This is a genomic window from Sphingobium sp. JAI105 (assembly GCF_015752145.1).
GTDB lineage: Bacteria > Pseudomonadota > Alphaproteobacteria > Sphingomonadales > Sphingomonadaceae > Sphingobium > Sphingobium xenophagum.
In genome coordinates, this window is the sequence record NZ_JADOUC010000002.1 from 217,220 (window position 1) to 231,727 (window position 14,508).

12 protein-coding genes are annotated in these 14,508 nt (G+C 61.6%); 5 read left to right on the plus strand and 7 right to left on the minus strand.

The genetic code is table 11. From position 1 onward, the window contains the following. Nucleotides 1-12: 12 nt before the first annotated feature. Both IWY39_RS18500 and IWY39_RS18505 read left to right on the plus strand, forming a co-directional pair. Complete coding sequence (locus IWY39_RS18500) at nucleotides 13-489, plus strand: nuclear transport factor 2 family protein (protein WP_107124872.1); 477 nt, start codon at nucleotides 13-15, stop codon at nucleotides 487-489. Nucleotides 490-522: 33 nt separating this feature from the next. Further along, nucleotides 523-753, plus strand: coding sequence for a nuclear transport factor 2 family protein (locus IWY39_RS18505; RefSeq protein ID WP_107124871.1), 231 nt, complete (start codon nucleotides 523-525; stop codon nucleotides 751-753). A 12-nt stretch (nucleotides 754-765) separates the two neighbouring features. Here the strand turns inward: IWY39_RS18505 and IWY39_RS18510 are convergent, their stop codons facing one another. Beyond that, nucleotides 766-1,722 (minus strand): IS630 family transposase, encoded by a 957-nt coding sequence (locus tag IWY39_RS18510; protein WP_107124870.1) that lies wholly within the window; start codon nucleotides 1,720-1,722, stop codon nucleotides 766-768. 68 nt (nucleotides 1,723-1,790) lie between these two features. On the opposite strand from IWY39_RS18510, the gene IWY39_RS18515 reads away from it, so the two are divergent. Beyond that, complete coding sequence (locus IWY39_RS18515) at nucleotides 1,791-2,045, plus strand: hypothetical protein (protein ID WP_146147662.1); 255 nt, start codon at nucleotides 1,791-1,793, stop codon at nucleotides 2,043-2,045. Nucleotides 2,046-2,052: 7 nt separating this feature from the next. Here IWY39_RS18515 and IWY39_RS18520 read toward each other — a convergent pair whose 3' ends face one another. From IWY39_RS18520 to IWY39_RS18530, 3 genes are read right to left on the minus strand one after another with little or no spacing between them, the layout of a single operon-like run. Further along, a complete protein-coding gene (locus IWY39_RS18520; protein WP_107124868.1) occupies nucleotides 2,053-3,267 on the minus strand; it encodes a CaiB/BaiF CoA transferase family protein in 1,215 nt (404 codons plus the stop codon). Continuing rightward, the gene (locus IWY39_RS18525) at nucleotides 3,264-4,619 is read right to left on the minus strand and encodes an MFS transporter (RefSeq protein WP_107124867.1); all 1,356 of its coding nucleotides are present in this window, start codon (nucleotides 4,617-4,619) and stop codon (nucleotides 3,264-3,266) included. The genes IWY39_RS18520 and IWY39_RS18525 overlap by 4 nt, the downstream gene beginning before the upstream one ends. Further along, entirely contained in the window at nucleotides 4,616-6,673 is a 2,058-nt protein-coding gene (locus tag IWY39_RS18530; protein WP_181316755.1) for a TonB-dependent receptor, read from the minus strand. The genes IWY39_RS18525 and IWY39_RS18530 overlap by 4 nt, the downstream gene beginning before the upstream one ends. 255 nt (nucleotides 6,674-6,928) lie before the next feature. Here IWY39_RS18530 and IWY39_RS18535 point away from each other — a divergent pair, with 255 nt between their 5' ends. Further along, nucleotides 6,929-7,924 carry a GlxA family transcriptional regulator gene (locus tag IWY39_RS18535; protein WP_181316754.1) on the plus strand — a complete coding sequence of 332 codons (996 nt, stop codon included), beginning with the start codon at nucleotides 6,929-6,931 and terminating at the stop codon, nucleotides 7,922-7,924. Between the two features lie 405 nt (nucleotides 7,925-8,329). Beyond that, nucleotides 8,330-10,771, plus strand: coding sequence for a TonB-dependent receptor (locus IWY39_RS18540; protein WP_145169843.1), 2,442 nt, complete (start codon nucleotides 8,330-8,332; stop codon nucleotides 10,769-10,771). 114 nt (nucleotides 10,772-10,885) lie between these two features. Here IWY39_RS18540 and IWY39_RS18545 read toward each other — a convergent pair whose 3' ends face one another. The 3 genes from IWY39_RS18545 to IWY39_RS18555 form a co-directional block, all read right to left on the minus strand. Next, on the minus strand, nucleotides 10,886-12,322 hold the full coding sequence (locus IWY39_RS18545) for an aromatic ring-hydroxylating oxygenase subunit alpha (RefSeq protein WP_107124863.1): 1,437 nt from the start codon (nucleotides 12,320-12,322) through the stop codon (nucleotides 10,886-10,888). A 144-nt stretch (nucleotides 12,323-12,466) separates the two neighbouring features. After that, nucleotides 12,467-13,252 (minus strand): fumarylacetoacetate hydrolase family protein, encoded by a 786-nt coding sequence (locus tag IWY39_RS18550; RefSeq protein WP_107124862.1) that lies wholly within the window; start codon nucleotides 13,250-13,252, stop codon nucleotides 12,467-12,469. A gap of 29 nt (nucleotides 13,253-13,281) precedes the next feature. Next, nucleotides 13,282-14,484: a cytochrome P450 gene (locus tag IWY39_RS18555; protein ID WP_181316753.1), complete on the minus strand. Its 1,203-nt coding sequence runs from the start codon at nucleotides 14,482-14,484 to the stop codon at nucleotides 13,282-13,284. Nucleotides 14,485-14,508 lie beyond the last annotated feature (24 nt).

Sequence of the window (14,508 nt, forward strand, 5' to 3'; positions counted from 1 at the left end):
GAAGGAACCGCCATGCCGCGTTTCGAAGAAGACCTGGCCGCCATTACCGCCGCCATCGTGCAATATAGCCGGGCAATGGACGAACGGCGCTGGGACTTGATGGAAGCCGTCTTTGTCGAAGAGGCGGAGATCATCCTCAACGGCAAGCGTTTCGCCGGTCGCGCGCGGGGTATCGCGGCGATCCGCGCCTGCATCGAATGTTGCCGCCTCACACATCACGCGAACACCAATATCCACGCGGTGATCGACGGCGATACCGCCAGCGTCCGCCACAATATTCGCGCTTGGCACGCCGGAGGCAAGAATGGCGACGTCATCTTCGAAGCGCTGGGCATTTACGAGGATGAATTCGTGCGTCGGGACGGCCGCTGGCTGATGCGGCGACGATCGGAAACGACGCCGGGGTCGGTAGGCGACCCGGCGATCTTCGCCGCGGCCGCGCCGGTGATGCGCGCCCTGATTGCGGAATCCGAGGTCGCAGGCGCGTGACGCCCGTGTTTCTGAATGACAGAAAGGCCAACCATGTTCGCCCTGACCGCCCTTACGACTATTGGCATCGCGCTACCCTTGGCCGCGCAGGCGGCGGCGCCATCGGCCGCCGAGGCATCGCCCTGTGCCGTGGCGCAGGAATATACGCGGTTGATCGGCGCGGGACGCTATGACGATGTCGGCGACTTATGGGCTGATGACGCGCAGTTCCGCACACCGATGGGGACCGTCCTAAAGGGCAAGGCGGCGATCGGGGATTTCTAGAGCATCGAGCCTTTAATCGGACGCATATCCAGCGGCTTTGAGGAAGTTTCGGCATTCGTCAGGGGTGTAGATGTCGCAGATATTTCCGATAGCCTTCCAGAGGGCATCGATGGTTCTGGCTCCTGTTCGGCGAAGATGTGCCTTGAGTTTGGAGAAGGCCATTTCGATCGGATTGAGGTCGGGACTGTAGGGCGGTGTGAAGAGGAACCACGCGCCGCGCGCTTTCAGGATCGCCTTGGCTTTCTCGCTTTTATGGCTGGAGAGATTGTCGAGGATGACCACGTCGCCGGGTTGCAGCGTCGGGGCGAGTTGCGTTTCGACATAGGTCTCGAAAGTCGTGCGGTTCATGGGACAGTCGATGACCCATGGCGCGGTCAGTCCGTCGCAGCGCAGGGCTGCAATGAAGGTCTGGGTTTTCCAATGGCCAAAGGGCGCACGCGCTTTGAGGCGCTGGCCACGGCGCGCCCGTCCCCGTAACCGCGTCATCTTCGTGGTGGTTGCTGTCTCGTCGATAAACACCAGTCGATGCGGCTCTCTTCGCAAGGCAGGCTGCCGATAGACGCGCCAGGCCCGGCGCGCCCGGGCGACATCATCGCGTCCGCATTCCGATGCCATCAGCGTTTTTTTGAAGCTGTAGCCGGCCTTGAGCAAGGCACGCGACAGCGAGGCAGGGTGCGCCCGAACACCGGTGGCCGCAGCAAGCCGGGTCGACAGTTCGGGCATGGTTATATCCGGCTCGGCATCGACCCATCTGACCAAAGTCGCCATGTGGGGCGCCAGTTTGCCGTCACCGGGCGGGCGTCCTTGCCGAGCAGGCGCTGCCGATCCCGTCGTCGCCACGCGCTGCGCCAGTTTCACCGCGCAACTGGGGCTTACCCCAAAATGTCGGGACGCTGAGCGGCGCGATTGCCCCGATGCAATGTGACTGGCGATCCGATCCCGAAGATCGGTTGAATAGGACTTTCCCATGATCCACCTCCAACAACGGTGAATCACATTCCAGACCTTCTGGGAATCCCTCGATTCCTATTTCAAGCGTGATGCTCTATTCGGCGTTTCTGCGCACGATCACGCCCGAAATCCGCATCGCCAGCCTTGCGGAAGACCGCGCGCGGCGAAGCTGCGTGATCGAATTGGAAGCCCGCCGCAGCAAAGGCGATGATGGCGTCTGGCATCCCGATCCGAAAGGCCAATTCGTGCCGGCAGCCGTCGATCTGTTCGTCATCGACAGTCAGGGGAAGGTGGCGAAAATGACCGTTTATCTGCCCAATGGACGGCTGTGGCGAGATTGATCCTGCGTCAAATCATTCCGGCTTCGCGCAACGCATGGATTTCGCCATCCTCCATGCCCAGCCATTGCCGAAGCACGTCATCGGTGTCTGCTCCGAGCAGCGGGGGGGGGGCATAATCGGTGATCGGCGTTTCGGAAAAGCGGATCGGATTGGCGACGATCGATAGCGCATCATTCAGCGGATGACGAATGGTCCGGCGCATGTTGCGGTGGATCGCCTGCGGCTCGGCAAAGGCTTCGTCCACATTGTTGATCCTGGCGCAGATCACGCGATGTGCCTGCAGGCGTGCCAGCAGATCGGCGGACGTCAGTTCGCGGCAGCGGTCCTCGATCTGCGGCAGCAGCTCGTCCCTTAGCGCCCATCTTTGGGCGCGCTCGGCAAAGCGCGGATCGTCGCGCAGGTCGAGCCGGTCGATCGCCTCGCAAAAGGCGCGATAAGCGTGATCGTCGCCTGCCTGCACATTGATCGCGCCGTCGCTGGTGCCGAAGATTTGCGCGGGCGTGGACCCGATCGTCCGGCTGCCCATCCGCGCGGGTCGTTCACCGGTCAGGAAATAATCCTGTGCCCGGTGCGACATGGCGGCAAGCGCGGTGTCGAACAGCGCAAGATCGATATGCTGCCCCTGCCCTGTCCGCTCGCGGTGGAAAAGTGCGGCCAGCACAGCGTTCGCGCCATAAAGGCCCGTCATCTCGTCGATGATGGTGACGCCGATTTTCTGTGGCGGGCCATCGGGCTCGCCGGTGACGCTCATCAGGCCCGACATCGCCTGAAACACGCTGTCCAGACCGCCCACCTTGGCATATGGCCCGTCCTGCCCGAACCCCGTAACTGATAAATAGATCAAGGCCGGGTTGAGCGCTTTCATCGCCGGATAGTCGAGGCCGAAGCGCGCAAGCGATCCGGTCCGGAAATTTTCGATCAACACGTCGCTCCGGCGCGCGAGCTTGCGCACGATCTCCTGTCCCCTAGGATCGGCAATATCGAGGGTGATCGAGCGCTTGTTCCGATTAGTGCAGAGATAATAGGCCGTCTCGCCCGTCAACTCGCCTTTGTCGTCGCGCAGATAGGAAGAGCCATATTGCCGGAACTGATCGCCCTGGCCGACGCGCTCGATCTTGACGACGTCGGCACCGAGGTCGGCCAGCATCTGCGCCGCCCAGGGGGCCGCGAGATAGCGCCCCATGTCGAGCACTTTGATGCCCTGAAGAATACCCGCCGTCATGCCGCTAAATCCCCTGCCGCCGCCGTTTCTTCCAGGGCGATGCGGGCGATGAAACGCCGACGGATCGTGACGAGGAGTATGATCGCAAGCGTCGCGCATACGCCGGTCAGCAAGGCGAGAGACCAGCCGATGCGGGACGGATCGCCCCACGCATGATCGGTCAGCCAGCCCACCGTCAACGGTCCGAAGCCGACGCCCAATATGTTGAAGACCATCAGGAAAAGTGCGCCCGCCCGCCCGCGAAGCGATGGCGGCGTGATCATCTGAACCGATGCCGAGGCATAGCCGGTGATCGGGGTAAGAAGCAGATTCTTCATCGCGAAGCCGAACAGGAAGAGCGGCAGGCTATGCACCAGGAATCCCATGACGACGAACGGGGTCGCGATCAGCGCGGATACGACGAAGAAGCGGATCGGCGCGTCGCGATAGCCCTTGCTGGCGATCCAGTCGACGATGAACCCGTTCACCAGATGCGCGGTGACGCCGGAAAAGGCGATGATGCCGCCGATCGCCGCGCCCGCCTGAACCGGCGACAGACCATAAGCGCGCCGCAAATATGTGGGCGCCCAGGCCGAAATGCCGATGGCGATCATGCCGATCAGGCCCCAGGCGATCAGCAGTTGCGCGAACAGCCTTTTGTCACCACCGATCAAGCGGAAGAAACTGCGCCAGTCAGCATCGGAATGATGCCTGCTGCGCCGGCGTGCCGGCTCTGGGAAAGTGAAGATCAGCAGCGCCAGCAGCACGCCGGGCAAGCCCGTGACCAGCAGCACCAGCCGCCATGCGGGCCAGCCCGACAGCGGGCCAGGCAGGACATGCTTCCATTCGGGAAATTTCGACAACAGATAGCCACCCAGCGCATAGCTGAGCCCCGCCCCCATGATGCCGCCCACGCTATACACGCCGATCGCGCCCGACAGGCGCTTCCGCGGGAAGCGATCGCTGATCATCGAATAAGCGGCCGGTCCCAATGCCGATTCAGCAGCGCCGACGCCCATGCGACTGAGGAAGAATTGCGTGAAATGGGTGGAGAAGGCGATCAGGCTGGAACAGGCCGCCCAAAAGCTCGCGGCCCAGAAAATCACCGCCCGGCGCGGCTTGCTGTCGGCCAGCGCGCCCATCGGCAGGCCGATGGTCGTGTAGAAGATGGCAAAGGCGGTTCCGCTGAGCAGCGCCATCTCGGTATCGCTGAAATTCAGGTCGGCCTTCACATCGGTGACCATGATGGCCAGGATCGACCGGTCGAGCGTCGAAAACGTGTATATGATCACCAATATGGCGATCATATACCAGGCCCGCCAGGTCGGGATCTCCTCGCTCTCCGCAGGCTCGTGGCCCGGCGCAATCTTCACCAGTTCAACTCCAGCGTGACGCCATAGCTCGCCGGATCGCGGAAGCTGGTGAAATCGCCGTTGGTCGAGGTGAAGGCGTAGGACGACACCGCTTCGTTCAGCACATTGCGCCCCCAGAAGCGGACGCTGCGGCGCTGATCGGTCGAGGTCCAGGACAGCGCCAGGTTCATAAGGACGAAAGAGGGCTGTTTCAGCCGGTTGCTGAAATCGAGCGCATAGGAGTCGCTATAATTCGCATTGGCCGCGACGTTGATGCCGCCGATGGCGGTGTCGAACGTGTAGCTGCCGCTCGCGACGCCGGTGAAACGGGGCGCGCGGATCATATCCCTTCCGCTGACGCTCGAGACAATCTGGGAATTGCCGCCCAGCAGCACGCCTGCCGCCGACGCCAGTGGCACGGTGATCTGCGCATCGGGGAAGTCATTATAAATGGCGTTGGTGTAAGAGCCCGACAGCCGCAGCGAAACGCCTCGCGCGGGGGTCAGGCTGAGATCGCCTTCGATGCCCTTGATCCGCGCCTTGGCCGCATTGCTGAGGATGACGGTATTTCCGCCGGGCGCGCGCGCATTCACCTGCAAGTCGGAATAATCATAATAATAACCGCTCGCATTGAAGCGTATCCAGCGTAGTGGGCGCGTCTTGATGCCGACTTCGATCGCCTTGATCTTTTCCGGCCGGACCGGGTCGGGATTGGCGCTTGACGGCTGGAAGGTGCCACTTTTGAAGCCGGTGCTGTAAGTCGCGTAGAGGCTGTTGTCGGGCGCGAACTCATAGCGCAACGAAATGCGCGGATCGAAATTCTGATAGGTTGCTGCCTCGCTGGGGAAAGCGACATTGACGAAGGGGAATACCTCGCGCCGTTCATGACTATACCGGCCGCCCAGCGTGACATAGAGCGGGTCGAGCAACTGCCACGTCGCCTCGCCGAATACGGCGTAGGAACTGGATTGCTGCCGACCACGGACAACGGACGTTCCATTGACGAGCAGCGGGTCATATTTGGATGTCAGATAGAAATGGGTTGCGCCGACCACCCATTTCAGGCGTCCCGAACCCTGCGATACCAGCCGCAATTCGTTGGACGCGCTGCTGGTCTGGACGTTGGAAATCGAATTGGGATTCTGCGTCTGGGCGGCGACGCCGTCGCTGTCGCTGACGAAGGTCGCACCATTTTTCTGATAGTCCGACGCGCCCTCCAGCGAAGCAAAGCCCAGATCGATCGACGTCGTCAGCGTGGCGCTGAATTGGTCGGCGGTCGTCAGCGGGAGGAGGTTGCCGGCAAACTGCCAAGGCTTGGTCGGAAGCACCACGACATTCGGGGCGCGCCGGCCGTTGGTGTTGCGACCAATCGGCTGGGTCGCCAGCGAGATCGTATCCTCATGATCGATATAATTGAGCGCCGCCACCATATCGATACGGTCCGACGGCTGCCAGCGCAGCCGGCCGCGCACATTATAATCGGTGCGATAGCCCAGCTTCCCGCCGCGCACGAGGTCGTCGACAAAGCCGTCGGTATCGCGATATTGCATGGCGAGATCGGCCGCGAGCGTTTCGGTCAAGCCGAGCGTTGCATAGGTCGCCAGCCGCACTTCATCGAAACGCCCATAGCTGGCCAACATGCGCAGTTCGGGATTTTGCGAGGGCTTTTGCGTGACGATATTGATCGCGCCGCCGGTCGCATTGCGCCCGAAAAGCGTGCCCTGCGGCCCCTTGAGCACTTCGACCCGTTCGACATTGAGCAGGTCGAACTGGTTGGAGCTCATCGCGGGCTGATAGACACCGTCGAGATACAGCGCGACGTTCGATTCCTCACCCGGCGACGCCGATCGCGACCCGACGCCGCGAATGGTCGGCTGTACCGCGGATGCCGTCTGCGCCATGACGAGTCCGGGCGTAAGCTGCTCGATGCCCTGCGTGTTGGTGACGCCGGCGGACTGAAGCTGCATCCCGCTGAGCGCCGTGACGGCGATGGGGACATCCTGAAGACTTTCGGCGCGCCGTGTCGCCGTGATTACGATTTCATCAGGATCTGCGACCGCTTTTTGACCAGTCATAACGTCCTGCGCAAAAGATATATTTGCAGAAAACAAGGACGTTGAAAGATAAAAGGCAAAAAGTTTCAGGCGCGCTAGCCGCGAGCAATGGGTGCTCATCAACGGTCTCCCCCATTTATACATGTCGTTATTATTTGATACGCGAATATAGCGCTTCTGGCCTTCGCGTGTTTGCAAAAGATTATGGCGTTGCCCGACCCTCCGCAATATCCTATTCGGACAATATTATATGGCAAAACGGACAGGCCTGATCCGATGACAAAGCATATCGCGGTCATCTGCTTCCCCGAAACGCTCGGCATCAGCGCTTCCGCGATCTGCGACGCTGCCTATCTCACCAACCTTCACATACAGCGTCGCTCGGCGCTGGTGGAACATGTGCCGCCGCCCCTGAAGGTCACGCTAGCATCGCTCAGGGGTGGCGCGCTAACGTTGGCGAACGGCCAGACGCTATCGAACGTCGAACCGCTGGGACAGATTGCCAGTGCCGATCTCGTCTATCTGGCAGGGGTCGGGGTAGTCGATCCCGAGGCGCTGTTCGCGGGCCGGTTCTGGCCACCCGAACTACTGACCTGGCTGGCGGCGCGGGGCGCGGAAGGCGCGCTGATGGCGGCCAGCGGTCCCAGCGTCGCCATTCTCGCCGAAGCCGGCCTCGCCTCAGAAGCAATCGCTGCCCCCTCGTGGGCCTGGCCCTCGCTGCGCGCGCGCTATCCTGGGCTGAGCATCGAAAAGGAGGATATCATCATCGGCAAGCGTGTGATGACCAGCCGCAGCGTGGGGATGGAACCCAAATTCGTCCATCACCTGATCCGGCAGATGTTCACGCCCTATACGGCCGATTGGCTTGCCACCGTCGGTGGCCTGGACGCGCCCAACAATGAGGATGAGACGGCCGAGGCCGACCGGATCGTCCGCGTCGCGAAAGCGTGGCTGAACGAGAAGTTGGCTCATCCGGTCAGCATGGGCGAATTATCCTCTTATCTCGCGGTCAGCGAACGGACGCTGCGGCGGCATTTTCTCAACGCAACCGGACAGACGCCGCTCGGCTATCTTCAGACCCTGCGGATCGACACGGCGCGCACGATGCTGATCCGCACCGAACGCAGCATCATCCGGATCGCCAATCTGGTCGGCTATCGCAATCTGCGCTTTTTCCACGACCTGTTCAAACTTCAGACCGGCATGTCGCCGGGCGCCTATCGCCGCGCGGCTGGCGACAAACCCTTTTATCGCACGGCGCTGGATTATTGAGTATATGCGCGCTCGGCAGCAACCGGTTCACCTGCACGGCCGTTATGCCGAGACATGCTCATCCGATGTGTGATCGGACCGCGCCGGCGGTCCAACACATATATGATGGCTGCCACTGCGGGCCGGGACCAACACCCGCGATCAGCGCGGAAATCGGGGATTTTCCGAAATCTGGCGCCCGTCCATCAGCAACATGGCTCTAGGCATTTGCCCGCGATTTTGGCATTCAGCCGCTGAATTTAGGGCGTTCCCACCGCATTAGCTGGGCCGGCGCCCGCAGCGCGCCGGCGAAACATCTTTCCTAGATGCTTCTACTATATATACATGAATGTATACTAAATGCTTTGGAACACGACAGCCGGAGGTCCGGCGGTCGCCTGAAGTGCATAAGGGGAGGATTATATCGTGCCATCCATTCGTAGGCTCGCGCTGCTGAGCGCGTCGATGCTCGCCAGCCCATGCTGGGCGCAACAGGCCGCGCCGGCGGTGACACCTGCTGCCGCCGAGTCCGACGGCGCGATCGAGGAAATCGTGGTGACCGCGCAAAAGCGCGAGGAAAGCCTGCAAAAGGTGCCGATTTCCATTTCGGCGCTGAGCGCCAACGCGCTCGAAACCAAGGGCGTCCGCTCAGTGGCGGATTTCCAGCGCGTGCCCGTACCCGGCCTGCGTGCGCAGGGCCAGGGCGGTAGCCCGCTCTCCATGATCCTCGATCTGCGTGGTATCACCACGTCCGATACCAGCCAGGGCACGGTGGAACCCGGCGTCGCCATCTATGTGGACGATGTCTATGTCAGCCGCGCGCAGGGCGCGGGCCAGCAACTGTCCGACCCCGAGCGTATCGAAGTGCTCAAAGGTCCGCAGGGGACGCTGTTCGGCCGCAATGCCGAGGGCGGCGCCATTCGCATCGTGACCAAGAAGCCGACCGGCGAATTCGGCGGCGACGGCAAGGTGACGGTCGGCAATTATGGCGCGCGCACTTATGTTGCGCACCTCAACCTCCCGGAGATCGCAGGTTTTTCCGTGAAGCTCGACTTCCTCCAGGATGAACTGAACGGCTTTACCCGGAACGGCGTCACCCGCCTGGCGCGTCTCGCCCGGCAGAATGCTTTCGGCCGGCGCAATATTACCGGCTATCGCGGGTCGGTGCGCTGGCAGCCGATCGATGCAGTCACCATCGATTATGCCTATGACCATATCGACGCGCAGGCGACCAACGCCTATAACGGGCTGGTCGATCCCGGCGCCGTGCCCAATCCTCTCTACGTCCGGCCGTCGCTGCTCCTGCAGCCAGCGATTACCCGCGAACCGAGCGTGAATATCTTTCCCAAAAAATCGTTCACCGAACTTTATTCGGACGGTTTCAAGACCAATACTCGCGCGCATACGCTCAACATGGCGTATGAGCTGAACGACGACATCACGCTGAAGTCGATCACGGGTTATCGCAAGCTGATCTATGGCGGCTCTTACCAGGCCGGCGCATCGCTCGCCTTCACGCCGCAGACGGGCATCCGCACGGCTGCGGACTTCAAGCCCGTCTATGCAGACCAGCCGCTCGGCATTGATCCCACGACCCGTGTTTATGCGATCGGCGGCAACAACCAGACGATCGATGCAGTGAACAGCAAGACGTTCAGCGAGGAACTCCAACTCGTCGGATCGACCGACACGCTACAATATGTGCTGGGCGCTTATTATTATCATGAAAAGGTCGTCGATCAGCGCGTCGGAACGTCCAGTTCCATCCTGTTCACCAGCGCGGACTATACGCAGTTCCTGGCGGTCAATCCGTTCCTGTCCGCCGGCGTGGCGGGCGACGGGCGGACGACCATCTCCGCAAACACCCGTACTTATGCGGGCTTCGCGCAGCTAACTTGGTCGCCCGATTTCGCGGACGGACGCCTGCATTTGACCGGCGGCCTGCGCTACACCGACGACCGCAAGACCTTTTTCCGCAGCAAGCTGAACGGGCTGACCGGCTCGACGCCGACGGTCCTGCTGGGCGTAACGACGGTCCCGACCTTGCAGGGTCAGCCCTTCTCCACCTCGCGCTGGGATCCGGCGGCGACGATCGCTTATGATATCAGCCGAACGGTCAACGCCTATTTCCGCTATGCCCAGGCGTATAAGTCGGGCGGTATCGGCGTGCGCTCGCCGGGCTTCGTGCCTTTCGGCGTCGAGGTCAACAAAGCCTATGAAGCCGGCCTCAAGAGCGATCTGCTGAACGGGCATCTGCGTATCAACGTCGCGGCGTTCGAGAATCAGATCCGCAATCGCCAGCTGACCATCCAGCCCGATCCGCAGAATAATCCACAGCTGACCGACGTCATTAACACGCCCGGAAAAACGCGAGTGCGCGGTGTCGAAATCGAAACCATCCTCGCTCCGACCCGCGACCTGACTCTGTCGCTGTCGATGTCGCACACAAGCTATAAATTGCCACCCGAACTGCTGGCGCTGAACAATCTGATCGCCAATCCAGCGGCGCGTTCGGTCTATTTCGTGCAGAACACGCCCCGCTGGACGGGCAGTGCGCAGCTCGATTATTCTTTCCCGCGCTTCAGTTTCGGCGGGCAGCTGGTCGCGCATATCGACTATAGCTTCGCGTCGGACGTGATCGGTCAGGGCCGCATTGCAGCCTCAGCCTATGTCTTCCCGGTCGAGCAGCATGAGGGCAATGCCCGCCTGACGCTTCAGGACATCGATGTCGGCGGTGCCAAGTTCAAGATCGCCGGCTTCGTGAACAACTTCGCCAACGAGATTTATCCGGCCTATTCCTCGGCGAGCGACAATTTCATTCCCAACTCGCCCCGGACCTACGGCATCGAAATCGGCGCGGCCTTCTGATACGGCATGGCGGTTTCCGGCGCTGATCGCACCGGGAACCGCCCTCCCCCTGCCTTCGAGCCAAAAAAAGGGCGCCTTTTGCGAGGCGCCCTTTTTTATGTTCTCCGTCTGCCGCTAACCCGCAGCCGGTTCGAGCGATGCAGCCGCATCCGGCGCAACCGTCGCTGGCCGTCCTTGCAGATAACAGTCAAGTTCGCGGTGCATGTTGAAAATGACGCTCTCTTGATGGCTCGCCATCAAAGTATGGGAAATGCCTGACGACTTCATCCCCTGCTGCTGCCGGGTGATCGAATTGAAATCCTGGCTGGGTATCAGATACCAGGTCTTCGGATCGGCAAGGTCGCCTTGCGCATAGACCGTGTTCCACCGCGGCGGCTTCGCACCTTCGGCGTAGGTGCGGATCGCATACATATCGAAAATGCACCAGTCGGGATCATTGTCAGGGGCCGGGCGCGCACGATACATTACTGCATTGCCGAATGTCGGCAGGAAAGTGACATGGGGAAACAGGAACATATCGACGCATTTTGACAGGCTTTCAAAGTCGCCCAGTGGACGCCCCTGCCCTTCATAATGGTCGCGCATCGCCTGCATGAAAGCCTGGCCGACCGACTGCCCTTCCGGCAGCGGGCGATGCCGCATCGATCGCGCGATCTCGACATCCTCCAGGTGGATTTGCGCGTCGTGCCCTTGATGCATGTTGACCAGGTTGCGCAGCAGGGCGTCGGTCTGCTCATCCTGCGACATGGCCGCCAGCCGGTCCTTGGGCATCCGTCCCTGCATCGTCGCGCCGGCGGAATGGAAGACGCCATGCCCATTGGCTTGCGGCTCATAAGCGAAGATCGACACCGCGACTTCGGCGGTCATCCCGCGTACAAGCTGGGGATGGGTCGCCGGAACGTGATAGGCCTCCATGAAGGCCTCCTGCGCCACTTTCCAGTTCGCGTTCACACGTGCCTGAAAATGATAATGATATTTCATGTCGGCGAGGCCGACGCCCTTCACCAGATCGTTCACGGGCGCGAATATCTCGTCGAATGACGGCGGGTTCGGATCGAGGTTGATGAAAATGAACCCGGCCCAGAGCCGCACATGCACTACGCGCAAGGCGACGTCCTCCGCTTTCAGACAGCCGCCCTTGAATTCCTCGGGATTGAGAATGTCGATATTCTCGCCCTTGAGGTTCCATTTCCAGCCGTGGAAAGGGCAGATGATCTGCTCAAGCTGGAAGCGCCCGGTCCCCGTCGCGAGCGCAGTGGCGCGATGCGGGCAGACATTATGATAGGCTTTGACGGTATGCGCGTCGACCCGCACCACGACGACCGAATGATTGAGTATCTCATATACCAGATAATCGCCGGGATTGGCGATCTCGTCCTCGCGTCCTGCCATCTGCCAGACTTTGGGCCACAACCGTTCCGCTTCGAGCGCGGCAAATTCGCGCGCGGTGTAGCGGGCGACGGGTACGCCATATTCTCCGGTCTTCCATTGGGAAGGCAGGACCGGCCCATCGTCAGGACGATTTACGTGATGGCCAGCGTCGTCAACCATATGAGTCACCTCTCCCGCGCTTCCCTCGAAGCCATATTTCCGCAGCGGAAGGCTCCTCGCGCGGATCGTCAGAATATATACATATACGTATACTTAAAGCGGCCATTTGTCCAGCCGCTGCGATGACCGGGCGCACGCTCCGGCTCAGGCCGCGCCCCCAACGACCGGATTGGCAAGTATGCCGATCCCGGCAATCTCCACTTCCACCCTGTCGCCTTGCCGCATAGGGGCGGAGCCGGGCGGCGAGCCGGTGGCGATCACATCCCCCGGCTCCAGCGTCATCACGCGGGAAATGCGGGCGACCAGTTCCGCGCAGGACCAGATCATGTCCGACGAACGATGATCCTGGCGGACCTCACCGTTAACCCGGCACAGGATGCGGACGTCGTCGGGGTCGAAGCCGGTCGCGATCGCCGGGCCGATCGGGGCGAAGCTATCGTGAATCTTGCCATCGACAAAGGCTGCGGACGCGCGGAATGCCGCTTTGTCGGTCATGTCGCCGGCCGTCACATCGTTGATGCAGCTATAGCCGAATATATAGGACGCCGCCCGTTCGACCGGGATGTGCCGTCCGCGCCGGCCGATGACGATCGCCAGTTCGCTTTCATGATTATAGACCGCGTCGGCATCCTCGTCGGGTAGCATGATGGGATCGCCCGGATTGGCCAGGGTGGACGGCGGCTTGATCCACAGGAACGGGCGCGACGGCAAGGGCCGGCCCGCCAGATGCGCGCGATAATTGGGGCCGACCGCCACGATCTTGCCGGGCACGACCGGCGCGAGCAGGCGGACCTGCGCAAGGGGAATCGCCGCTGCCTCCGCCATTGGTGCGAAACCCGCCGCGATGCTGCCTTCACAGGGGTGGATCTCCGCGCCTTCCAGAAAACCGGCCTGCACCGATCCGGCATGATCATAGCGAACGAGCAACATCCCGCTTCCTTTCCGCGACGCCGCAGCGCCTATTCCTGCCCCAGCTTCAGTCCTGGCGTGAAGGTCACGCGCAAATGGCTCATGCCCCGGTTCAGGCTCGGAAAGCGCTCGGTGCCCCCTTCGACCAATGCATAATCGGGAAGGCGCTCCAGCACCCGCTCGATCATGATTTCCAGCTCGACCAGCGCCAGATGCCGCCCTAGGCACAGATGCGGCCCATAGCCGAAGCCCAGATGATCGCTCGTCTTGCGCTCGGCCTGAAAGCTGTCGGGATCGCCATATTTTTCCGGGTCGTGATTTGCCGCAAGCCAGTTCAACTGCACCACATCGCCCTTGCGGAACATATGCCCGCCAATCTCGACATCCTCGGTCACGCCGCGCGAATGTTGCGGCACAGGGCTGATAAGGCGGAGGAATTCGGGAATGGCCGGCGCAATGCGGCTCTTGTCCTCGACCAGCCAGGCGCGCAGCGCCGGGTCCATCGCCAGCATGTGAAAAATATAACCGCCGGCATTGGCGGTCGTGTCCAGCCCGCCTAGCACCAGCAGCATGACCATGCCGCGCCACTCGTCGGCGGTGATGCCGCGCCCCTCTACTTCGAGCGACAGTAGCTGGCTCGGCACATCCGCACCCGGATTGCGCCTGCGTTCCTCGTAAAGCTCGGCGGTATAATCGACCATCTTCTGGAGCGATTCAGGATTGGCGGTCGCGACCAGATCAGACGCCCATCCCTGAAACTCCCGCCGCCGGTCGTTCGGAAGGTCGAGCAGGCGCGCGATCAGGATGGCGGGAAGTTCGATGCTGTACCCGTCCGCCAGGTCGCATGTCCCCGTCTCGATGAAGCCGTCGATCAGCTGGTCGCAAATCTCCCGCACTTCGCCAAGCAGCGACCTGGCGAATTTGGGCGAAAAGATGCGCTGCATCTGCATCCGAAACTGGCGATGCCGCTCGCCATCGTCGGAATGCATCGGCACTCGCAGCGCCGCAGCGCGCTTGCCCGATGACGGGAAGCCGGCTCCCGGCCCTTTGTCGGGCGAATTGCTGAGGCGCGGGTCGAGCGCGGCCGCCACGCAATCGGCATAGCGGGTAAGCACGTAAAAGCCGCCGAACCGTTCGCTATGCCCGACCGGGCATGTCGCACGCAGCGTCTGGAGCATCGGCACGGGATCTTCCATCGCGGCCATCTGCAAATGATCATAGTCCGCCCAACGCGGCCCGACATCACTGTTCATGTCAGCGTTCAGCCCTTCTCCGGT

Coding starts and splice junctions, on each gene's coding strand:
- IWY39_RS18500 (WP_107124872.1), top strand. CDS start 13: ATGCCGCGTTTCGAAGAAGACCTGGCCGCCATTACCGCCGCCATCGTG.
- IWY39_RS18505 (WP_107124871.1), top strand. CDS start 523: ATGTTCGCCCTGACCGCCCTTACGACTATTGGCATCGCGCTACCCTTG.
- IWY39_RS18510 (WP_107124870.1), bottom strand. CDS start 1,722: ATGGGAAAGTCCTATTCAACCGATCTTCGGGATCGGATCGCCAGTCAC.
- IWY39_RS18520 (WP_107124868.1), bottom strand. CDS start 3,267: ATGACGGCGGGTATTCTTCAGGGCATCAAAGTGCTCGACATGGGGCGC.
- IWY39_RS18530 (WP_181316755.1), bottom strand. CDS start 6,673: ATGACTGGTCAAAAAGCGGTCGCAGATCCTGATGAAATCGTAATCACG.
- IWY39_RS18535 (WP_181316754.1), top strand. CDS start 6,929: ATGACAAAGCATATCGCGGTCATCTGCTTCCCCGAAACGCTCGGCATC.
- IWY39_RS18545 (WP_107124863.1), bottom strand. CDS start 12,322: ATGGTTGACGACGCTGGCCATCACGTAAATCGTCCTGACGATGGGCCG.
- IWY39_RS18550 (WP_107124862.1), bottom strand. CDS start 13,252: ATGTTGCTCGTTCGCTATGATCATGCCGGATCGGTGCAGGCCGGTTTT.
- IWY39_RS18555 (WP_181316753.1), bottom strand. CDS start 14,484: ATGAACAGTGATGTCGGGCCGCGTTGGGCGGACTATGATCATTTGCAG.